The organism is Psychromonas ingrahamii 37, from assembly GCF_000015285.1.
GTDB lineage: Bacteria > Pseudomonadota > Gammaproteobacteria > Enterobacterales > Psychromonadaceae > Psychromonas > Psychromonas ingrahamii.
Genome location: NC_008709.1, coordinates 3,215,559 through 3,238,386 on the forward strand (window position 1 = coordinate 3,215,559; position 22,828 = coordinate 3,238,386).

Annotated in this window: 17 protein-coding genes, 1 tRNA gene and 2 pseudogenes; 7 read left to right on the forward strand and 13 right to left on the reverse strand. The window is 37.7% G+C overall.

Features of this window, described 5'->3' with window-relative positions:
- Positions 1-595: 595 nt before the first annotated feature.
- Positions 596-1,468 (forward strand): L,D-transpeptidase family protein, encoded by an 873-nt coding sequence (locus PING_RS13540; protein WP_157035373.1) that lies wholly within the window; start codon positions 596-598, stop codon positions 1,466-1,468.
- A 46-nt stretch (positions 1,469-1,514) separates the two neighbouring features.
- On the opposite strand, the gene PING_RS13545 is transcribed toward PING_RS13540, so the two are convergent.
- The gene (locus tag PING_RS13545) at positions 1,515-1,760 is read right to left on the reverse strand and encodes an Lpp/OprI family alanine-zipper lipoprotein (protein ID WP_011770899.1); all 246 of its coding nucleotides are present in this window, start codon (positions 1,758-1,760) and stop codon (positions 1,515-1,517) included.
- Positions 1,761-2,756: 996 nt separating this feature from the next.
- On the opposite strand from PING_RS13545, the gene PING_RS13550 reads away from it, so the two are divergent.
- A complete protein-coding gene (locus tag PING_RS13550; protein WP_011770900.1) occupies positions 2,757-3,455 on the forward strand; it encodes a metal-dependent hydrolase in 699 nt (232 codons plus the stop codon).
- A 705-nt stretch (positions 3,456-4,160) separates the two neighbouring features.
- Here the strand turns inward: PING_RS13550 and PING_RS21455 are convergent.
- Positions 4,161-4,508: pseudogene (locus PING_RS21455) on the reverse strand (MYG1 family protein).
- Between the two features lie 447 nt (positions 4,509-4,955).
- On the opposite strand from PING_RS21455, the gene PING_RS13565 reads away from it, so the two are divergent.
- A complete protein-coding gene (locus PING_RS13565) occupies positions 4,956-6,554 on the forward strand; it encodes a cation:proton antiporter domain-containing protein (protein ID WP_011770901.1) in 1,599 nt (532 codons plus the stop codon).
- A gap of 117 nt (positions 6,555-6,671) precedes the next feature.
- On the opposite strand, the gene PING_RS13570 is transcribed toward PING_RS13565, so the two are convergent.
- Both PING_RS13570 and PING_RS13575 read right to left on the reverse strand, forming a co-directional pair.
- Positions 6,672-8,264: an alkaline phosphatase gene (locus PING_RS13570; RefSeq protein WP_011770902.1), complete on the reverse strand. Its 1,593-nt coding sequence runs from the start codon at positions 8,262-8,264 to the stop codon at positions 6,672-6,674.
- Positions 8,265-8,531: 267 nt separating this feature from the next.
- Positions 8,532-9,191 (reverse strand): 7-cyano-7-deazaguanine/7-aminomethyl-7-deazaguanine transporter, encoded by a 660-nt coding sequence (locus PING_RS13575; protein WP_011770903.1) that lies wholly within the window; start codon positions 9,189-9,191, stop codon positions 8,532-8,534.
- A 268-nt stretch (positions 9,192-9,459) separates the two neighbouring features.
- Between PING_RS13575 and PING_RS13580 the strand changes: the two genes are divergently transcribed.
- The 3 genes from PING_RS13580 to PING_RS13590 all read left to right on the forward strand — a co-directional run bounded on the left by PING_RS13580 (position 9,460) and on the right by PING_RS13590 (position 11,908).
- Positions 9,460-10,122: a regulatory protein RecX gene (locus PING_RS13580; protein WP_011770904.1), complete on the forward strand. Its 663-nt coding sequence runs from the start codon at positions 9,460-9,462 to the stop codon at positions 10,120-10,122.
- Positions 10,123-10,255: 133 nt separating this feature from the next.
- The gene (gene radA / locus PING_RS13585; RefSeq protein ID WP_011770905.1) at positions 10,256-11,668 is read left to right on the forward strand and encodes a DNA repair protein RadA; all 1,413 of its coding nucleotides are present in this window, start codon (positions 10,256-10,258) and stop codon (positions 11,666-11,668) included.
- A 153-nt stretch (positions 11,669-11,821) separates the two neighbouring features.
- Positions 11,822-11,908: transfer RNA gene (locus PING_RS13590), tRNA-Leu, on the forward strand.
- A gap of 151 nt (positions 11,909-12,059) precedes the next feature.
- Here PING_RS13590 and PING_RS13595 read toward each other — a convergent pair.
- The 7 genes and pseudogenes from PING_RS13595 to PING_RS21460 all read right to left on the reverse strand — a co-directional run bounded on the left by PING_RS13595 (position 12,060) and on the right by PING_RS21460 (position 19,255).
- A complete protein-coding gene (locus tag PING_RS13595; RefSeq protein WP_011770906.1) occupies positions 12,060-12,338 on the reverse strand; it encodes a DUF4389 domain-containing protein in 279 nt (92 codons plus the stop codon).
- Positions 12,339-12,459: 121 nt separating this feature from the next.
- A complete protein-coding gene (locus PING_RS13600) occupies positions 12,460-13,221 on the reverse strand; it encodes a nucleotidyltransferase family protein (protein WP_011770907.1) in 762 nt (253 codons plus the stop codon).
- Positions 13,222-13,707: 486 nt separating this feature from the next.
- Positions 13,708-14,142 (reverse strand): thioredoxin TrxC, encoded by a 435-nt coding sequence (gene trxC, locus PING_RS13605; protein WP_011770908.1) that lies wholly within the window; start codon positions 14,140-14,142, stop codon positions 13,708-13,710.
- Positions 14,143-14,708: 566 nt separating this feature from the next.
- Complete coding sequence (locus tag PING_RS13610) at positions 14,709-14,900, reverse strand: hypothetical protein (RefSeq protein ID WP_041766502.1); 192 nt, start codon at positions 14,898-14,900, stop codon at positions 14,709-14,711.
- A 613-nt stretch (positions 14,901-15,513) separates the two neighbouring features.
- Positions 15,514-16,533, reverse strand: coding sequence for a pirin family protein (locus PING_RS13615; RefSeq protein ID WP_011770909.1), 1,020 nt, complete (start codon positions 16,531-16,533; stop codon positions 15,514-15,516).
- Positions 16,534-17,196: 663 nt separating this feature from the next.
- Entirely contained in the window at positions 17,197-18,075 is an 879-nt protein-coding gene (gene proB, locus PING_RS13620; RefSeq protein ID WP_011770910.1) for a glutamate 5-kinase, read from the reverse strand.
- Positions 18,076-18,658: 583 nt separating this feature from the next.
- Positions 18,659-19,255, reverse strand: a pseudogene (locus PING_RS21460) (DJ-1 family glyoxalase III).
- Between the two features lie 327 nt (positions 19,256-19,582).
- Between PING_RS21460 and PING_RS13630 the strand changes: the two are divergent.
- Positions 19,583-20,335 carry a class I SAM-dependent DNA methyltransferase gene (locus tag PING_RS13630; protein WP_011770911.1) on the forward strand — a complete coding sequence of 251 codons (753 nt, stop codon included), beginning with the start codon at positions 19,583-19,585 and terminating at the stop codon, positions 20,333-20,335.
- A gap of 193 nt (positions 20,336-20,528) precedes the next feature.
- Here the strand turns inward: PING_RS13630 and PING_RS13635 are convergent, their stop codons facing one another.
- Positions 20,529-21,707, reverse strand: a complete 1,179-nt coding sequence (locus tag PING_RS13635; RefSeq protein ID WP_011770912.1) for a hypothetical protein — start codon at positions 21,705-21,707, stop codon at positions 20,529-20,531.
- Between the two features lie 351 nt (positions 21,708-22,058).
- Positions 22,059-22,649 (reverse strand): AAA family ATPase, encoded by a 591-nt coding sequence (locus tag PING_RS13640; RefSeq protein ID WP_011770913.1) that lies wholly within the window; start codon positions 22,647-22,649, stop codon positions 22,059-22,061.
- Positions 22,650-22,828: the final 179 nt, after the last annotated feature.

Consider the following 22,828-nt stretch of genomic DNA (forward strand, 5'->3'; position numbering starts at 1 on the left):
CGAGCCCAGTGTTGCAACACTTGGAAAGGAAATCCCCCTTTAAGATGTTACATTTACATCTAACGATAGAGGATTAACATAGTTAATCGCTCGAAAGGTCATGTTACTCCTTGTTCTGGCATTCAGGACACGCTGCATCTTCAAGTAGTTTGGGTATATATACCTGCTAGAAAACGCAATTATAACTTAGTTGCAGTGAATCTGGTGCAGTGTTTTTCATTACCATAAGAAAAAGGCTAAATTAATCTAAGCATAATTTAAAATGCATCTGCTGCTTTTTTCGGTCATAATTCATAATGGTTTGTACAGTGAGTTGAATATTCACTACCAAGTGAAAATACTGAACAATTCGCTCGTTTTTGACTTACGAATCATTCGATATAGTTCAATACCAAATCACCTAATGAGTAAAATGGGTATAAGTATAAAATAGAAGCTGTTCTCAATTTTTGTATTTCAAGTAATTTAGGTCTAATCCCAACCAGTATAAGGTTTCACTATGTTTGTGTACTCTAATTTATTATCAAATGAAATAATAAATTATCATTATTTCAAAAAGCACAGCATCATACTCAGCTTAATGATGCTTTGCTTTATGCTAAATCCTGTTGCTGTGCAGGCAGAGGGCTACCCTTTGCCACAGGATGGATCACGGTTAATTGGTATACAGCAAGAATATAAAGTTCAGCAGGGAGATACCCTGAATGCTATTACTAAGCTTTATAATGTCGGTCTAATTGCACTAATGGAAGCTAATCCCGGGGTAGATCCTTTTTTGCCCACCCCAGGAAAAATACTGCAAATTCCAAACCGGATGTTATTACCAGACGTTTCCCATAAAGGCATCGTTATTAATCTGCCCGAACTAAGATTATATTATTTCCCGAAAGGGAAACAGGAAGTTCATATTTTCCCCATTGGTATTGGCCGCATTGGCCGCTCAACGCCTACTATGGAAACCACTGTCAGGATGAAAATAAAACATCCAAGTTGGACGCCAACGACACAGAGCAGAGCAGAGCATTTCCAAGCAACAGGTAAACATTTACCCTCGGTGGTAAAAGCAGGAAAAGATAACCCGCTTGGTGATTATGCACTGCAGCTCGCATATGGAAACTATGAATATTTGATCCACGGCACCAATAAAGATTTTGGCATTGGCATGCGGGTCAGTGCGGGTTGCATTCGCTTGAATCCCGATGACATTAGTTGGTTATTTCAGCAAGTGTCGACCAACGAATCTGTTCGTATAATCAATCAACCGATTAAGATCGCATCGGAGCCAAATGGTCAAAAGATGCTTGAAGTTCATTCTCCAATATCAAGAAGTGACGATGACACTGAATTTAGTTTATATTGGACAAAAGAAGTGATTAAATTTAACAATCAAGAGGTAGTTGATAATGATGAGATGACAGAAGCCTTGTTATTACATCAGGGAATACCGGTCGTTATAGAGTCCGAATAATAAAAAAGTGGGTTAACACCCACTTTTTTTATTGTTTTTTAACGCATTATTTTTTATAAGAAGTAGCAATATTATCAATACGTGAATTTGCACGTTCTGCTTCACCAGCAACAGTTGCTAGATCTGCTTTCATGGATGCTTGATCGTCTGCTACCATATCAACTTTTGCTGATAATTCACTTACTTGATTAGTAAGGTTAGACATACTTTCGTTCATGTCATCGTGATTTGAACAACCAGCAAGTAAAACAATTGATGCTACAGCACCAGTAATTAGTAATTTTTTGTTCATAGAAAACCTCTTTTATTGAGTTAGGGTAACACCAGTGTACATTTTTATGTACTCTGACTAAGTATGTAATATGTTTACAATTTCGCCAGTTAAGTGTCCGTTTTTTTAAATTGTTTTATTAACCCACATTAAGTGAGTGGCAAATGATGCCTTAATTAATCTGATATATCTAGACATATTAAAGCATTATTTGCGATTATGTGACTAATAAATCTGATATTTATCCTGTTTGATATAATTAAATACACGCAGTATCTAAACAATTTTTTATCACAAAATATAAAGAGAATATTAAATCTCATTTGTACTTTAACACTAATCCCACTCATTAGGTGATCTATTGGGATGCACGGAAAATGGATCAAATCAATCACCAAGACTAAATAGAGTGCTCTCTCGGACTAGTCTTTATTTTAAACAGCATCGATCAATACTAGCCAGAACCCCCCTATATTCAAGGTAATGCCTTAAACTCGATTGCACAGTTTTGTTATTACGGCTTACCGTGAATTTTAACTTACAGGAATGTAAAAATTTACATGATTTTTACAGCCTAAAAAGAGTCTCTTTCTTTATCGTTTTTTCCAATGAATATATCTTCTTGCTATTAGTACCAAACGCATCCAATAATTAATCAGCCTTGCTGGTAGTGGTCAGCGAAAGCTGTTCAAAATCCTTTCATACTATTTTGTGAAAGGAGAATAACTACTGCCTGCAACTCATGCCTTACTGGTGTTAATTTTTCCTACGCAATGCAGAGTACATCTTTGATACATTTGCTATAAAGGCAAAGAAATATCATCCTATCTTTAAAATTAAAAGCGGCGCAATCGAGTTAAAAGTAATAGCCGATAACTTTTCTAATCTTTGAATCTCAAACATCTGCGCTATGGAGAAAAAAATAACAATAAAAAGAGTAACAATATACAAACCCATGTCACTTATAATACAAAATACAGGTAGAATGCGGGTTGAATATTTTATCTAAGAGAAGTAATGGCAAATTTCAATACTCACTTCAACGTAGCCGCTATATCAACAGGTCTCGCCTCTGCAGTACTACTATCAGCAGAACATATAAACATTAATACTGCATTGTGGCTTTGGTGTTTAGGCACTATCGGGGGATTATTACCCGACATCGATGCTGACAACTCAACATCACTTGATATTGTTTTTAATATTTTTGCTGCTGTTGCCCTATTAATGGTGCTGCACTACATTACTGGGGAGCACTTTAGAGAGATTCAATTTATTGAGTTACTGGCAATACCTTTCGGTGTTTATGGAATATTAAAATGGCTAATAAGACCAATTTTTGAAAAAATAACGGTGCATCGTGGCAGTTGTCATTCACTGTTATTTTTATTCTTGTGCGCACTCTTAACAATTCAGATCACTTGGGTATTTAATGACAATTATTTAACTGCATCGAGCTTTCATGCCTGGCTGTCGGGAGGATTTATTCTCTTTGGCGGGCTTATCCACTTACTTTTAGATGAAATGTACAGTGTTGAGTTATCTAATCTCAGGGTAAAACGTTCCTTTGGTACAGCCTTAAAAATAGCGGACTTTAGAAATAAAAGTGCAACGCTAATGATGCTAGCTGCAATTATTGCACTAAGTTATATCGCTCCTGAAAGCGACTCTACGATTAATACACTAACAGACTGGTCAAGCTTTAAAGTTTGGTGATAGCAACACAGAAGCCAAGAATACAGCTAAAAAATCTGATCTTGTAAAATTGGATTAGGTTACAAAAAGGGAGCAACCTGCTCCCTATTCCGGTCTGAGCTTAAGTTAAATAAGCCTGCGCCTTCCGCTTATATAAACCACGGCCATTATTGACCTAACATATTAAAAATAGCTTTTTTATTTTTATACACGCCCAAAAAACCATTTTGATGAATAAAAATAGCGTTATCATCGTCACTTAACTTAGGATGTCCTATAACAAAACTGTTTTTTGTCGGAAAGAATTTGAATACACCATTGATTTTTTCTTTTACAAACCAAAGCGCATGGGTGATCTTTGCATATTCACTTTCACCATGGATCAGGTCAGGCCAACTGGGAGTATATTCTGCTAAGATTAATACCTTATTTTTTTCAATTGTATCAACTTGTGAAGCTGCAATTATTTTTGCAGCCCGTTTAAGTTAGATCTGTTTTTTTGCAAATGAGAGAGAAATTTCAATGCCATTTTAAGCGCATCATAAAATGTGGGTACTCTTACATAAATTTTCCGGCATTTTTGAGCAGTTTACTCAATAAAAGTGCTCTTTAATATCAGAAAACTTTCGGGTGAGTACTTAGCTGTTTTTTTTCATTAAATACATCAACATAGTTATAAGTCGCAATCATCGCCGCAAATGAAAAATCAGACATTTTCTCTATACCTCAATCATGTTTATCAACTGTCTGTACAAAAAAATTTATTTCAGGGCTCTTTTCTCCTGTTGTCTGTTTAATCCACTGCCATACCATTCCGGCACTTGAAACCTGTCCATCTTTGATTTGATGATGATCAAATCGACAATTTTTAATATCGTAAATTCCGCCCATATCTAAAAAAATATCAGCCTGATTAATAAGTTTCATATTGCGCGTACGGATTATTTCAAGTTGATCGTAGTTAATACTTTATAAAGCGCTAACTATTTTATAAAGCACTAATAAGGCTACCGCAGTCACTTCGTCAGCATGAAACGAACCATTATGAGTCACTAATTGACTTTTTTGGATCATAATCGCCCCCCTTTTATCGATTAATAAATTAAATACCACTGCGAGTCGCGGTGCTGTATCGAATATTACTTCCTGCAATAATAAGCTCTAAATGATTAGCTTTGTTCCATAATAAAGTTGTCAGCATTTTTATCTATGCTTAACTCTTTGTAAATATTAAGATTACAGTTATTTAGAGATTTTTATAACAGCTTGTAATTGATAGGATTACAAGGTCGACCACAGTAAAATGGAACAGAGAAAAATGATTATAATTCAGTGAAAAACACGACTTATTTATTTAACTTCACTTTTTTGTGACATACATAATACAATCAGTCATACCTTTTTAAGGGGTATTGCAGTTAAAAAATTAAATTTATATTAACACCTACATTTTCCGGTATGGTTTTTGCTTATTCCTAAAGAGCCACCACAACTTATTATTTGAAGCTAAGAGAGAAAAAAATGGACTCTATTCTTATTATCATCTTCATTTCATTAGCAATTGCTAGCATATTAAATATTGTGCTAAAAAAATTCTCCGTATCACACATTATTGGTTACATTATCACCGGTACTATTATCAGTAATATTTTTGACTTTAATGGCAGTGAAGACCTTAACTCATTAGAGCTTATTGGTGAATTTGGCATCGTCTTTTTAATGTTCACCATTGGCTTAGAGTTGTCCTTTTCTAAATTAAATAAAATGAAAGAGATCATTTTCTTTAATGGTTTTATACAAGTCGCTTTAAGCTCAGTGATTATTTTTATGCTTTCATACTACCTGTTTAATATTGACAGCACTTCCTCTATTATTATTGCACTGGCTTTTAGCTTGTCCTCCACGGCAATAGTCTTAACTTATTTAAAAAAATCAAAAGATATTATCACCCCTTATGGCACCAAATCCGTTGCTATCTTAGTCTTTCAGGATTTGGCTGTTATTCCTATTTTATTGCTGATTAGTTTTTTAGCCAATGATACTTTATCAATAACCGATGTGTTATTCAAAACCGCAATATCAGCGACTTTAGTCATTGTTTTCATGTTTACCTTAGGTAAAAAAATAATCGAATGGCTGCTGCATTTTTCCAGCACCGCCAGGTTGGATGAATTATTTTTAGCCTCAGTATTAACCATTGTGGTGGGCGCCTCGCTTTTAGCACACGAAATGGGATTTACCTACTCGTTAGGCTCCTTTATTGCAGGTATGATTATTGCCGGAACCACTTATCATGTAAAAGTGGAGTCAGATATCGCCTCTTATAAAGACCTTTTATTAGGCGCATTTTTCTTTTCTATCGGCACCAAAATTGACATCTTTTATTTCGCAAGCCATTTACATTTAGTGTTTGCGGTATTAGCTTTTACCATGTTAATAAAAGCGCTGATTATTTATTTTTTAATTCGTAAAAAATCTAATAAAAGTGATTCACTTAAATCGGCCATTGCACTTTGCCAAGTCGGTGAGTTTTCTTTTGCTATTTTCTCGATTGCCATTAGCCAAGAAATCATCACGCCTGAACTGGGCAGTTTCTTAATTTTAGTGGCGGTTTCCTCTATGATTGTTACGCCCTTTATGGTCAATAATATTTATAAAATAGCCTCTTTATTTGTAGTGGAGTTTTTTGAATCCGATAAAATTACCCCGATCAAGGAGACTAATCATACCGTTATTTGTGGCTTTGCGATCCTCGGGCGACTGGTAGCAAAAGAGTTAGAAAAAGAAGGACGGCAGTTTTTAATTATCTCAGATAATTTACAACATGTATTGGAGGCAAGAAAACGTGGATATATGGCTTATTTTGGTCATTTAGAGAAACACCCGGTATTAGAATCACTAAAAATAGAGCAGTCTTCCAGTATTATTATTACCGTCAATACCGCCAGAACCAAAAAAATTATCTGCGAAGCGGTACTCGATTATTATCCTCAAGCAAACTTAGTGGTCAGAATTAACAGTCTCGAGGAAAAAAAGACCTTGGCGAATCTGAATGTTCACTATTTTGTTCATGCTCAGCATGAAACCGCACTCCTGCTGGTTCAAAAAAGTCTCCGTTAATACACTAAATAAAGTATTTTTACCTCTCCATTAATGCGTTAGAGACTAAAAAACCAGAGTGAATTATTCACCCTGGTTTTTTATCTCTGTTCAGATTAAAAAAGAAAATGGAATCCGTTAGTGTCCAGACCGTACCGTCTTAATAAGTAACTTCCCAATTTCCGTATGGTGGGTAAGAGACGAAAATGGCGCGGTAGCCTGATCGGGTCCATAAGCAATCACTGCAACGGGTGTATCCGTATGCGTGCCAGTACCCCAAACTATATTCTGCTCTTCGCCCATCGCTCGGCCAATTAAATCATTGCGGACTTCTTCACCATAAACATAAAAGGCTTTAAAATCATTAACTTTAGGAAAGGTTTTAAGTTTTAAGTATTTGTTCTCAGGATCGTAAAATTCATTTTCTTCGGTCACTAATATCTCTTTTGCCTGCGCCAGACTTATCTTAAATTCACTATTGGCATTCACTATTGCCAGCAATGATTCAGGCGATTTATCTGTTTGATCAAATTCAGCCAGCATATTGCCAAAACTTTTTTTCTGCTCATATAACTTGTCTAAAATAGCGAGGTTACCAAAGTTGAAATTCGGCTTGTAGTCACGATCTTTAAAAGCGATACCGGTTCGTTTTTCAGCTTTTGGTGTATTAGCACGTGAATAACTAAAACCAAATCCACCCGTTTCATGGTCAGCCGTAACAACGACTAAGGTATCTTTCCGGTTTTTTACCCATTCATAAACATATTCGACTGTTTCATCAAATTTAAGCATTTCATGTAACATGGTTGCCGCATCGTTATTATGTCCGGCCCAATCAATCTGCCCCCCTTCAACCATTAAAAAGAAACCATCGGGATCTTGGGATAACACATCCAGCGCTTTTATGGTCATTTCTTTCAGGCTAGGCATGGAACGCTCTGGCGAGTTTTTAGTATTGCTATAGGTAATACCATCCTGCATACCGGAGTATGCAAATAAACCAAGAATCTGATCGCCCGGCGCGTTTGCAAGTGCATCACGCGTATGGACGACGGCGTAACCTGCACCTTCAGCTTCTGTTAATAGGTTTTTTTCATCGATACGTTTAGATTTAATTTTAATATCACCACCCGTTTTTTTAAGCAGTTTTTGATATACAGCGCCGCCCTCATTCGCGGACATCGGTATCCAGTAACGCAGCCCACCCGACAACATCACATCAACACGGGTTGCCAACATCTCTTCAGCTATCTGATTTTCCAATGAACGGTGTGGTTGATGGGATGCAAATGCAGCGGGAGTTGCATGAGTTAAACGAGTATCGGAAACAAGTCCCGTCGCTTTACCTAAACTTTTAGCGATTTCTAATACGCTTTCAACAGGATTACCATCAACATCAATGCCTAAGGCTTCAGAAGGTGCACTCACACCCGATGCCAACTGCGAAGCCGAACAAGCTGAATCCACTACTAAAGCATCCGCTGGGCTGTGTAGTGACATACCTAAGACACCATTATCTATCATCGTTTTAAGTGCAGTATCACGGCCATTATAAATAGAATGCGGGGCTTTACGGGCATATTCTTCTAAAAGTCCCATTTGTCCGGGGCCCATACCATCACCAATCATTAAAATAACATTTTTAACGGGTGTTTCTGCAAAGCTTGAACAACTCGCAAGAGTAATAGAAAGCGCTAAAAACGTTTTTTTAACTGTGTTTAAGTTTGTCATCAATATTGTCCTTTGTATTATTTATTGGCGGCGACTATAAAGGAGATGTATGACATTTTTATGACAATCACGATTTAAATAAAATCATAATCATATTAGCGGGTTAAAGGAAAATGCTAAAGAAAAGTCAACAAAAAAGCATCACACAGCGGGTCTGAAAGAGAGCTTAATTAAATGATTTTCTTTAATCAAACAGAGGTATGCACCGCTGTAATGAATATTAGCGTATCACTATCAACAGATAATGATACGCACGGTAAACAGCTATTAAGCGAAACGTTGTTGCCCAGGTAAGGTAACCAGTTTGTGTTCAAGTACTTTTAACAAAACACCGTAAGCGGGTAAAAACAGCCCTAAACTCACCAGCAATTTAAACGCATAATCGACAGTAGCTATCTCTGGCCAGTTATTTGCCATAAACAGATCATTTGAGGCATAAAATGCTAATCCAAAAAAGACAGCAGTATCAAGTAAATTACCAATAACCGTTGAACAGGCAGGTGCAACCCACCAAGAGCGTGTTCTACGTAATTGTGCAAAGATGGTTATATCCATTAACTGGCCAACAAAATAGGCTGCAAAACTAGCAAATGCAATACGCAATACAAAAGTATTTAATTCGGCCAACGCACCAAAACCTTTGAATCCACCCTGGTGAAAGATAACGCCGATGACATAGGAAATAATTAACGCGGGTAGCATCGCTTTAAGAATTATTTTCCGCGCTGCTTCCTGACCAAAAATTCTGACCGTTAAGTCGGTAGCAAGATACACAAACGGGAAACTGAATGCACCCCAGGTAGTATGCAAACCAAAGATTGTAAATGGCAACTGCACGAGGTAATTACTGGCACTAATAATTAAAATATGGAAGCTAACCAGTACGACAAGCGCACGGCGAATTTGAACAGCAGTTAGTGATAACATGGTTTTACCTTTTTATTGTTTAAATGAACTTGCGGGGTGAGGGAACCCGCTATTAAATTGTTTTAATTTTGTTAGTGAATAAAGCGATGTTTATTCACACCGATGGAACCCTAATCGGGCGGCATATTATAAAGATGTTTTAACTTAGAGCAAGGATAAACCCACATTCACATAAATATTCCTCGGTGTCTTTTCTGAAAAGAGAACTTGAGAACTCCGACTTTCCCGCTATCATAGACAATGCTCATTCATCTGCAAACAGGAAAACATGTCATTTAATAACCCGATAAAACCGGCAAAAGATATTGACGGAGTACGCAGATCTGCCTTTTGGCATTTAGGGCGGCGTGACCACAGTGAAAAAGAGCTGCGTGAAAAAATTGCGCGTAAAACTGACAATCAGCAATGGATTGATACGGTGATAAGCGAATGTTTTGAGTATGGTTATTTAGATGATGCGCGCTTTGTAGATAATTTTATTCGCTCCTCACAAAATAAAGGCTTTGGAAGCACGCGCATTAAACGTGATTTACAGCGTAAAGGCATCGACGTAAGTCACCTTGATCAGGTGTTTGAAGATGATCCCCATGATTATATCCCCGATGCCCTCACCCTGCTGTCACTAAAATATAAGCAGCGTATTGCCAACCAATACTTAAAACAAAAGGCGATGCTTTTCCTGCAAAGCAAGGGCCATCATTTCGATGATATATTCAAGGCAATCGATCAACATAATGAAGCATATCCTGTTGATGATTGTGATTATTTGAGTGAGGCAGTGGTACTGTTATCACGTAAATTTAAAACAGCCATTATCGAACGCAAGCTGCATGATAAGGCAATGCGCTTGTTAATCTCAAGAGGAAATTCGTTTAACAATGCGCTCGATGCAATCAAAGCCTTTAATGATGATATGGATAAAGAAGAATAAATATTCAGCTTTGAGCCTTCGAGCGGCGAGTAACGGCTGACGGCTGACGGCTATCAGCTGACGGCTATCGGCTTGGAGCCTTACAGCTTTAAACCCTTTCAGTATTAACGAATTTTTCAATGGATTATAAATAATGGCGAAAGCAAAAACAAAAATCGCATATGTCTGCAGTGACTGTGGTGCGAATTACCAAAAATGGCAAGGCCAATGCGGCGAATGTAAAGCATGGAATACCATTACAGAATTCAGAGAAGCATCGAGTACAACAAAATCTGTGAATGCGGCTGTCACTCGGAATAAAAATGCGGGTTACACGGGCGCGTTAAGCAATGGTGTACAACGAATTTCGGGCGTGCAGATTGAAAATGCAACACGGGTCTCAACCGGACTTTCAGAATTGGATCGCGTTTTGGGCGGGGGCATTACCCTCGGCTCAGTGGTCCTTATCAGTGGCGATCCGGGTTCAGGTAAAACAACCTTACTTACCAAGGTAGCAGAAGTCATGTCACAGAGCATGTCAACACTCTATGTCACCGCAGAAGAAAGCCTTAGCCAATGGGCTAAACGCGGTATTGAACGCTTAAAACTCAATTTTAACGAAGATAATTTTTTATTATCGGACACCGACTGCATTGAAGATATCGTCGATCAGTGTCTGGAAAATAATGTTCGTTTTTTGATTGCCGATTCAATTCAAGCTTTTGAATCAAATCAGGCGGAAGGCACCGCAGGTGGGGTCACTCAGGTAAAAATTTGTGCCAAAATTTTAAACCGATTATGTAAACAACATGGTATTACGTTAATTCTTGTCGGTCAGGTAAATAAAAACTCGCAAATGGCCGGACCACAAACCTTAAAACACATTATTGATACTGCTATCCACATCGAAGTCAATGATGCATCGGTGCGTATATTACGCGCCGATAAAAACCGTTTTGGAGATACTGAACAGGTCGGTATTTTTCAGATGACAGAAAAGGGCATGTTTTCGGTTGATAACCCAAGTCGTCTTTTCCTCTCAGGCAGCGAAGAACATTTCGAAGGATCAGCTATCTCGGTGATTAAAGATGGCGCCCGCAATTTACTGATTGAAATACAAGCTCTGGCCACCGAAGTTGAAGGCGAAAAATCTATTCGTAACTGTATTGGTATTTCCTACAGTCGTTTATCCTTAATCACCGCAGTATTAAAAAAACACGGCGGTATTCGTACCTATTATGATATTAATATTAGTTTAGTTGGCGGTCTTAAAATGTCCGATTCAGAAACCTCAACGGATATGGCGGTGATGGCCGCATTATTAAGCTCAATTAATTCCAAACCTGTCCCTCAAGATTCGGTATTTATTGGGGAGATAGCCCTGACCGGTGAAATACGTCAAATACCGCAAATTGTGCCGCGTGTACGCGAAGCCTTGAGCCACGGTAAAAAACAGATCTATATTCCCGCAGTGGCTTATCATAAATCGATGCAACAGTTTGTCAAAAAAGGACAATCCATTCATCCACTTAAAAATATTAAAGAATTAATTGAAGCATTAAGTTAAAGCGTTAAGGACAAAAGGCGTGAAGGCTGTAAAGCTATAAGGCTCGAAGCTAAAAGACTCGAAGCTAAAAGCTTTTTTAACCGTATATATGTCAAAATTTGGATATAATCTTCTTTAATTAACTATAATAAAAGAGCATGATTATATTCGTTTGCAGATGTGGTGGAATTGGTAGACACGCTAGCTTCAGGTGCTAGTGGCCTAAAGGTCGTGGGAGTTCAAGTCTCCTCATCTGCACCAGTTATAAAAAGCCTTAAATTAACGCTTTAAGGCTAGAAGCTAAAAGGCTTTAAGGCATTCCAGCTTTCTAGCTTTCTAGCTTCGAGTGATGGCTATCAGCTTTCGGTTATCGGACGATGGCTGACAACTGACGGCTGACGGCTTTCCAGCCTTATTCTTTAGGCCAATCGCCCATCGGAAAGGGCTTAAATTCACTGTTATAGGTTAGGTATAACATTACCTGATACTCATAAACACTCAGGCTTTTGCCAAAATTCAGCAGGTTGTTATTCTTTTCAGCGGTAAACAGTATAACTAAAAACTGAAATCCCACTACCACTACAGTGACGAATTTAGTCACCCCCATAAAAAATATAAAAATAAGCATAAATAAACCACGTAACCATACGCTGCGATTTTTATAGTGTTGTTGTTCATTTTCATCGTTCATAATCAATTCCTTTTACGCAATACGATCACCATTTCAGTTTGAAATTTTTTAGTTAAAACCTAAAAATAGCAGCTACTGCTTAACAAGTTAACACACAATTGACAAATAAGTTAACCCAAAATTATGCACTCAGATACTGATCCCAGGCTTGCTGATACATTTGTTGTGATTCATTCCTAAGCTTGTAAATAGAAGCTTGCTCTATTTCATTTAGCCCTCGGTTTTCGCTAAGTTGTAAGCGTTGCATTTTTTGAATAAGTTCATAATTATCATGCTCTTTTCCATTTTTAATAACAGAAAAGGCTTCCAGGTGTAATTGGACTTCCGCAACAATTCCGCTCTCGGGTAAGCGCACCAGCAAACTCAGATCTCTGTAACCTGACGGATTTGGGGTTACAAAGCGATTTTTGATACGCAAAATTTGCGTATTTTTCTCTAATAATTCAAACGCGTTTATCAGTCCGGGGATATCTTGTGCAACCATTGAGGTACGTGCCAGATCTGTTATTTTTTCACTATGACCCGTATATTTTGCGGCAACTTTATCCCGAGCACGTTGTTTAGATTTCACACCTGATGAGTAGATATAGGTATTACTTTGCTGCGCAATTTTCTGAGTAACGGTTTCTAATTCGGTTTGGCCTGAGATTGCTTTTTGGTAGAGTTGGTTAAAATCATTGTGCGGCTGTTTAATATTAATTGCCTGATATTCTGTGATACCAAAAAGACCGGCAAGGTTGCGAGGTTGTGTACTTTTACGATTGGGTTGAGAAAACGATAAGAGTTTACTGGCATTAATACCCTGATGCTGTTTTTCCGGTGCCACATCCACCGGAGAAGACATCACCAATAAGACAAAAAGGGTCTGGAATAATTTATTCATTAATACTCCCGATTAAAAACCTTGAAGGCAGATTATTCCGGCTTCAATATTAGAGATGGTCACTGAAAATATCAGCTTCAAGTGCAGAAGCCTAAAAAATTGCTTATTTTTCAACGCTAAGTATAAAAGTGTGTGGCACTTCACATTAGGGCATAGTGATGGTTAATCAGAAGTCATCACCATGATAAGACGCTTAATATTGAAAGCCGTTTTTGGAAGTGCGGCCTATACCGCATTAATTAGGTTTGCAGATTGCTATAAAGTTCATTTTAAAAATAGTATGGAGAAAAAAGCAAAGAGGAATAGTTTAAGGTAAAGAGGCAGCCGATAAATTGACTCAGCGCTCCTAAAAAAAGGTTTATTTATGAAACGTTACATCAATATAATTTGTAATCTATTTCAGGAAGTGCGACTTCAGGCGCAGTGGTACACACTTAAAAAATAGAACAACAGATCAATGAACTTTATAGATCTGTTGTTCGCAGTTTATTTATTTAATGTTTCCGCTACCCATTCTTTAAATTGTGACTTTGGTAATGCGCCATTTAAACTGTCAATTAAGCGCCCTTTTCTGAACATCATTAAGGTTGGAATACTACGAATTTTGTACTGTGCAGCAATCTCTTGCTGCGCTTCTGTATCTACTTTAACAAAGCGTAATTTATCTTTTTCTTCCATGGCAACTTGTTCAAAAACAGGTGCAAAATTAATACAGGGGCTGCACCAGGGAGCCCAAAAATCAATAACAACAGGCTTTTCACTATTGATTAATTCGGCTAAATTATTGCTGCTTCCCTCTATTGGTTTTCCTTCCAATAATGGTTGCTTGCAGCTACCGCAGGTAGGAGAAACTTCGATTTTCTCAATGGGTAAACGGTTCATCGCTTGACAAAATGGGCATCGGCTGACAATTGAATTCATTGATACGTTCCTTTAGTTTTAAAACTACCTATTCTAATAACAAAAAAGTACGATTAACAGTTGATAGCGCTAATTAATTATCTAAAATATCACACAGAATAATTGCTAGCAGATCAATATCATATACAAGCTTTGATCCGCGATTTACAGGGCGCTCAGGCTATCGGAAATGTCTTATAACAACCCTACTTAAGCAGATGCCTTATTTAGGCACAGAAAAGCAGAGCATTGATGGCAGTACTTACTGTTCTAATTGCACAAAATTATATGGGGAAATATATAGAGTAATCTTAAGCCGCTTTAGCTGCATACAAAGTGGTGCATAACAGGATCTTATAAATCAAATCTTACAAATTTATTAAACCACTGCAAACTTAATTTTATCTTTGCAGGGCATTTATTTTAACTTGCCTCAATGAACAGAAATCAAGTACTACCAAGCAGGCAAATATCTTGCTGCAAATACATTGTTTAAGAGGCGTTCAATAATAGTTAATTGACAGCAAATACAACGTCCGCTTTTAATTCAAAATAAAGCAAAAAACCAACGCCGGTTAAGTGCTGACTTAACTCAGTGAGTGGTGTTTAAGGTAAAATTTATGGTCTTTATCATCAATATAAATATCCACCTGATCATCCTGATTTTCTTGCTGTGGTTGAATCACAGTCGACGCCCTTAACTTCGAGATTACCGCATCAAAATAAAGTTCCTCTAATGCTTGATCCCTTAATTGTAGGCTTTCTATAAAGTCATACATAACAACTCCCTCCCTTTATGACCCCCTGCTATTAATGCTGGCTTAGGTCAGAAATATTGGCGTGTTTTAGTCAGGATCCCGACAGCCAAGATCAGGCAGATGTTTAACTTTAACTAATCCACGCGGCTCTTACGATAATATTAATCTGTTTAATATTAATAGCAAACGAATTAGTGCAGTGATTAGGTATGACGCAGAGAAAATAAGCTTGTTGATGAATAACAAAAAAAGCCGATTCTATATAAGTCATACCAAACGCGTTAAATTTATGATCAATGGCCTTAAAGTCAAAATTTACACTTGCAAAGCAGTCAGAATAATTTTAAATCCTAAGTATGATCATTTAATTAATCGTTTGGTATCATTTCCCATAAGATGGGCTAAGGCTCAATCTATTTGCTACAAAAAAAATATCTTATGACATGTTTTAGAACGATAAATATCCAAAGGAAAGAGCTCGTTTCAGCTCATATTCGTTGTGCGCGACATATTCTTGATACATATAGTTTAACCACATTTGATTGGTGTGGATAAGCGTAAAATAGTTCGAGCAATGGAACAGAATATTAAGCTGATCGCTATTATCACGAATTTAAAGCAAAAATTTTATATATTATCTTACCTCTTTATTACCCTGTCCATCATTCGAAAAACGACCAGTTTTTTGAGGATTGACAGGTGCAGAACTCGGCCATGGCCAGCCGCCAAAATTTGTTTTACGGTAGTCTGCAAAGGTTTTGTATATCTCATCTGTAGTATTCATCACAAAAGGCCCATGTTGGACAACGGGCTCATTAATTGGACGCCCCTGTAATAACAAAATTTCAACTACAGTGTTACTGCTGTTTGACAATGTCACTTTTTTATCCGAAATTAAATCAACACGGTGATTAACAGGGATAAGCTCGCCATCAATTTTCAGCCCCGCTCCAGCATAAAAATACAAGCAACGATTTAAATCACTTGATCCAGCCGGTAGCGCCCAGATTGCATTAGCCGCCATTTTTATGGTCCAAATAGAAACTTCATTATCAGGATCTGCAGCCCATGAAGCGTTAGTTGGAGGTAATGCTTTTATCTTCCCATACTGTCCGGCAATCAGATCTATTTGAGTCAGACGTTGATCATCATCAAAATAAGAAATAATGGGAATATCTTCATGCCAAAGCATTTTATATTCAGGATCAACAAACTTATTTTTTCGGGGTAAATTTAACCAAACTTGAAATAATTCAGTTGGGTTTTCTTTTTCGGTGTGGACAAGCGGAAACATTTCAGAATGTTGCACGCCCTTTCCAGCTGTCATCCATTGTGTATCACCGTTGCCAAAACGTCCGTATCCGCCTAATGAATCAAAATGATCAATAAAACCACGACGCCCCACGGTTACCGTTTCAAATCCTCGATGAGGATGGACAGGAAAACCTGGTACAGTGGATCCGTGATACATGCTAAAGCCTGATTTTCCGCTAAAATCATTGCCCAGTTCACGTCCCTGCAATGGTAAAGATGGCCCCATTTTTCCATCTCCTTTGGGGTAATTATCAAGATGATGAACACAAAATAAGAAGGGATCTAAGGTTTGCCACGGTGTGGTTAACTTAAGTGTTTTAATAATTGCTGTTGATGCCATAAATACCTCAATCCACGAAAAGAATACTAAATGTAACAGGATGAAAACAGAGGGCAAAGAATTATTAATGAAATAAGTCCATTTTCAAAAGGGATAATACCAAAAGAGATTAAATCGACATGACAAGTTAATTAATAGAATTTTACTATGTTCTCGGTAGGGTGCGCTCCACACACCACAGGCAGCAACAATCGGTGTGTGGACGCACCCTACGAGCTTAAGGTTTTTTGTCAAAGCGCAATATATATACCGTTTTAACACATAAGAGAAATTAGGCTGGTACCGGTATTAAACGCAGATCTGTTTTTTGCACTGAATAATGGTGGTCAAATGAAAGTGTCGGGCATGCAAATAGATTAACTTTTTAGATCAATATCACTTTATTAACTGTCTACCTGCGGATAATATTATAAAGCAATGTGATGGTGTTTTTCTTAGGGGATAACATCGTTCTATTTTAAGTAGTGTGGTTCTATTTTAAATAAAATAGGCAGTCGTTTGATTGCACTAAGCGCACATAAGTGTCATCTTTAGATAATTTAAAGGTGCTGAAAAATTATTTTCAGCACCTTTAAATTAAGATCTGATCAATTTATAAGTTGGTTACGAAAAAAACCGGTTAGCAGTGGTTATTTTTCCGTAACAGACTTAAGTCAAAAGCTATTAGCTCTCTTTTTTGATTGCGTTTTCAGCTGACTTTTTGCTCGCGCTTTCAGACGACTTTTTAGCCTCCTCTTCAGGCAGAAAGAGAGTACCCAAAGTGTGTTTATTTTCCAACAAAAATGACTCTGCGGCGCTTAGATCAAAACCGTTACACAGAAGCATTTTTCTTCCATGTCTTATAAGAAAGTTAGCTGCCTTAAGTTTTGTAACAATGCCTCCGGTGGCAAAACTGTTATTAGGAGTCGACTCATCAAGTAGCGCTTGCTCAGGTATCTTGCTCATGGTTTTAAAGATTTTTGCATCTTGATATTCGTGCGGATTTTTATCAAAATATCCGTCAATATCGCTCAAAATAACCAGAATTTCAGCATTGGTTGCATGAGCCACAACAGCGGATAGCTGGTCATTGTCGCCAAACTGCTGTTCTGGTGTTGAGGTAATATCGTTTTCATTGACGATTGGCAGGATATCGTGTGTCAGATGAGCATCGATTATTTCCTGAAACATCTTAGTCCGTTTTCTTGAGTCAAAATCATCTTCTGTAAGCAGGATCTGCGCAGTGTCGATATCATAGATATCAAATTTCTTTTTATAGGCCGTCATTAAAATAGGCTGACCTGCCGCTGCAAGTGCCTTCTTGCCAATCTGTTTACTTTTGTCAAGCTTTAGAGTCGAGTACCCTGCCGCGACCGCACCGGAAGTCACAAGAATGACGTCGTAGGTTTTTCTTAGTCCAGAGATCATAGATACCAAGTTAAGCATGCGCTCCTTGGCAATGTTATTATTATCTGTCAATACTGCACTGCCGACTTTAATCACTACACGTTTTGTATTATTTTTTGTCTTTGGCTTTGTATTAGTATTAGTATTTGTATTCATGTTCGTCTGTTTTCCTTTGAAGTTATTTGCTAATCGGTTATGTGCTAATCGGTTACGTTCTAATCGGTTATATGCTAATCGGTTACGTTCTAATCGGTTACGTTCTAATCGGTTATTTCCCTCTAAAGTTATTTTCTAATCGCTTATCTTCTAATCTGTTGTGCAGTTCATTAAACAGCCTTATTTCCCGTCGCATTCGGGTGATTATCTAAATAAGCCTGTGAGCACTTCCGCAAACGCTTCGTTTGTAAAACGAAGGTGGATGTTAGCCCGAAACTAACCCAAACATGGGCAACGAGAGCAAGTGCACCAGAGTTCAGAATGGTATAAAGCAGTCGTGGTTAACGGAGGTAAAGGTCAGGAAAATCGTACCATAGTTAACCACAAAACCTTATGATAAAACCTGACCATGGCAACTAGCTTAACACAAATACCTGCGTAAAACTGCCTTACATTCCAGTGAATTAGCTATAGGATGTTATTCAGCCAATAAAAAAATACAATATCCCAATCTCAAAAATGGTTTTTTACAGCACAATAAACCCATATTTGGAGCGCTCTTTTTAAGCGCTTAACACACTGCTTACCCATTTTGCAGAGTGCCCTGTTTGACTGTGTTGGCGGCATCGATGCAAAGCAAATATTCAATAATTGCAATGGCAAACTCGGCCGCTGTTCCCGGTCCGCGACTGGTGAGTATATTGCCGTCCAGAACAACGGATTCAGTACTGAAATCCCCCCCCGTAATTTTATTTTCAAAACCAGGATAACAGGTAAATTGTCGCCCATCGAGCAGGCCGGTCTTCCCCAACACGAGAGCAGGTGCAGCGCAGATAGCCGCCAGCAATTTATTGCTTTTATTCATTTTACGAATTAATGCGATAAGTGCTTCCGATTGAGCAAGGTTTCATGAACCGGGCATTCCTCCCGGTAAAATAATCCCGTCTAAATCATCACCCAGCGCATCAAGGGTAGTATCCGCCAGAATAACAACATTATGGCTACCAGTAACACTTAACTCACCAAGACTTGTGAGGACAACCTCTATTCCCGCCCTTCTAAGAAAATCAACAGGCGTGATAGCTTCCACTTCTTCAAATCCATCGGCTAATAATACAGCTACTTTTTTCATATTCGCTCCGCTGTAAAATAAAAAGGGAAATCCAATATCGGCTGACATTTAATATTAGGCCTTAGCAATATTTTGGCACTCCATCGCATTACTATAAAATTGACAGGAATAAACGTTCTAATACATTTAACCTTAGCAGCAGAGACCTGTGTCTATGTCTTGTATGTGCGCCATGTTTAACCACGAAATAATATTTTATGTTTTACCACTAAATAAGACCCATTGCATCATTTATATACGAGTAAAATTTTTGCCACATACTCAACAGTAAAATCTGCAATCAGGTTGCTTTTACTGGGAATTATACTTCGCAAATAACAGTAATTGTTATAACATCTGCCACCAAAATATTTCACCTTAAACTACTGGGTAATTATGTCATCTCCGTCCACCAATGCTTTATACACCGACCTGTCTGGCTATTACGATTTAATGTGCGCTGAAATTAACTACCAGGCTCAAAGCGACCATGTTCGTAGACTCCACCAAATTTTTGGTAATAAAGGACAAAATCACCTTGATTTAGCCTGTGGAACAGGGCCGCATGTTCGTCATTTTTTGGATTTTGGCTACCAAAGTAGCGGCCTGGATATTAATCAGCCGATGTTGCTACAGGCAAAAGAACGCTGCCCTGAAGCACAATTTACATTAAAAGACATGTGCAGATTTAGCGTTGAGCAACCGCTGGATCTGATCACCTGCTTTTTATATTCCATCCATTACAGTGATGGCATTGAAAAACTGAAAGAATGTATTAACAGTGTGTATAACGCACTAAATACAAAGGGTGTTTTTTGCTTTAATGTTGTCGATAAAAATAAAATAGAGAATAATTCATTGGTCAGACATACGGCTGAATATGACAATAGTCACTTTGTTTTCAGCTCTGGTTGGTATTACGCCGGCTCCGGCGAGAAACAATCACTGAAACTGAACATTGAAAAAACCACACAAGATGAGACACAATTATGGCAGGACGAACATCCTATGGTCGCGTTAAGTTTTCATGAATTAGAAAAATTGCTGCAGCCCTATTTTGAAGTGCATATTTTTGAGCATGATTATGAAAAAATCATGCTTTGGGATAATGTCTCTGGCAACGCTATATTTACCTGTGTGAAAATTTAAAGCGTCACTATTTAAAGCGCCACTAATTAAAGCACCACTACGAGATACTGCTGATTCCAAGAAGATCACTGCTTGAATAAAAATTGATGGATTCACCACCAAAGAATCAGAATGACGGGCAGACAACATTTTTTACTGTCAAAAAAAAATGGCTATCCAAACTTTTTATTACCATTTCGATATTTAACCAGAGTCAAATATCGAAATGGCCATTCAGCAGCGCTTCTAAGGATCCGCAATTCGCAAAGGGAGATGCATGACGCATATCATAACGATCGGACAAAATTTTATTTAGCGGCTTCATTGTTCTGGTTGTGGTGATTGTATTTTTCAAGGATGACTGGCTGGCTAATAATGCCTTCAGGTGCTCTTCCTTCTTGGTTTCGATTATTTTTTTACTCCGCCCGCCTAACTTTTGCCAAATCATGGACTCGATTGAATCCGGGTACTGCAGCTCGCGATACTCTCGATCAATCCGGGCTGACTTTTCAGATAAAAGGATTAAGAGTTCAGCAGTGACGTCATCATCTAAATTAAGATCATTATTTGGCACATATTCTTGAAACATGGTGATAATAGTAAACGCATCTTGATCTTTTTTAGCCTGGACAAGCTGTCCCATTAACTCACTTTTTTGTGCCTTTAATAGGGGATCTTGTTCTTTATCGGGATGCAGACGGCTGGCGAGCATTTTGTAACATTTTTTTAGCTGACTGGCATTAAACAGATCGGTTAATTTTTTATGCTGCTTGTCCTGTGAATCAGTGTACCCCTGAAAGTGCTCACTGTGATCAAACTCCTCTTGAAAGGAATCCGCCTCTGATTCCTTTTTATCTTCTTTTAAAAAAGAAGAAAAATGCTGATGAAACAACGCTGGATCACGCAAAAAATCGATTAATTCCGCGTCACTAAAATCATCACCACAAGCGAACATTTCATCAATTAAAGCGCGCATTTCCTGTATCTTCTCAGCATCAAACTGATCATCTTCATCTATTTCTTTCTCAACACCAAATAGCGCTTCATGGTATTCTTCATCTAAGACAGCACTTAAGCCTTCTGGGCAAAAAGGGTGATTTTTTAAGGTCTCAATATTCGATTCTATCCAAGCCAATAACTCTTCCCGTTGCCATTGAGTAAATGACTTTCTCGCCATAAATGAGATAAGGTGCCTTGCTTCCTCTGCAAGCAGCTCACACATTTGCTCTTCTGCAGGCAAAATTTCAGATTGAAAACTGCTGTATAATATTGCTATTTTTTTCTGAAAAGCGGTATTACGCTTCTGTTTTTTTTCAATTTCAGCCCATTTTTCACTAAATTTAGTCTTTTCTGGTGAATATTGTTTTGCGGGTTGCTTTATTTTTTTTAACATAAGGGTTTTCTCTTAAATTGAAAAGGATAACTTAATAACATGATAATACCGATAATCACTCGCTTAGAAAACATTCATTGCCCCCCTTTTTGCTAAATATTCAAAAAGTTTAATCTTGTGACGAGCACCGTTCTTGGTCAAGCTCCCAGAATATGTTGACCTTTTGCATTCAACTCATGTTCAATTTAACAGCGTCCTGAGCAAGACAAGTAGCGCGCTTTGTAGGCCTTAAAACAACAAACAAAATAAATACCAAAACCTAATATCAAAACCTAATATCAAAAAATCAGTTTATTAATAAAAGGATTGGTTTTCCTCAAATAGTGCACCTTAAATAATACATATAACGTTCTAATGACTTGCCTCTAAAACCCCCAGTACCTCTTGCATAGACTGGCGGTACTGGTCTTCATTGGAATTGCGAAATAGCAGTAAATCATCGATAACCTCCGGGTTATCAATGCTCTGTGGAATAGAAAAATCAACACCTTTAATATACTCATCCCAATGTTCCAATTTCCAGGTATCTCTAGATGAATTTCTCTTAATCATACGGTTTTTAATAACATCGATATCTGTCATAACCCATACCACGGTCAGGCGCACATTTTTTTCCACCAGCTTACTTTTCAAGTTATCGATATAAACTGTATCTCTTATTTCTCGAGTGAAAGGCGCGTTAATTAACACTATGTCATCATATTCCAAAGCTTCCATAGCCAGCGCTAAAACTGCAGCATATTCGTAGTTGCGAATATGCTCTTCAAAAAAATCGGAGCTCCGATTTTCTTGCTCGTTAGCAACCTTAAAAATCTGATGGGATAACACAATAAGGGTATCTTTATCCAGATAAACAACATGCTTAAGCCCTTTAGCCAACTGTTTCGAAATATAGGTTTTACCACTCGCAGGGGGTGATGTGACAAGAATCAGTCTTTTCATTATTATTCCTTATTTAACAATCACGGTTTAATATCTTCTTAAAATCAGGCCAGTTATAACGTTGACCCTGCTCTGCTATTTATACTGTGTATGTAAAATAGAGTTGTATAAATTGGCTAAACTTCAACTATTATTTGGTAGTCCAAAGTGATTTCTAAATCCTAGCAGTTTTCATTTTA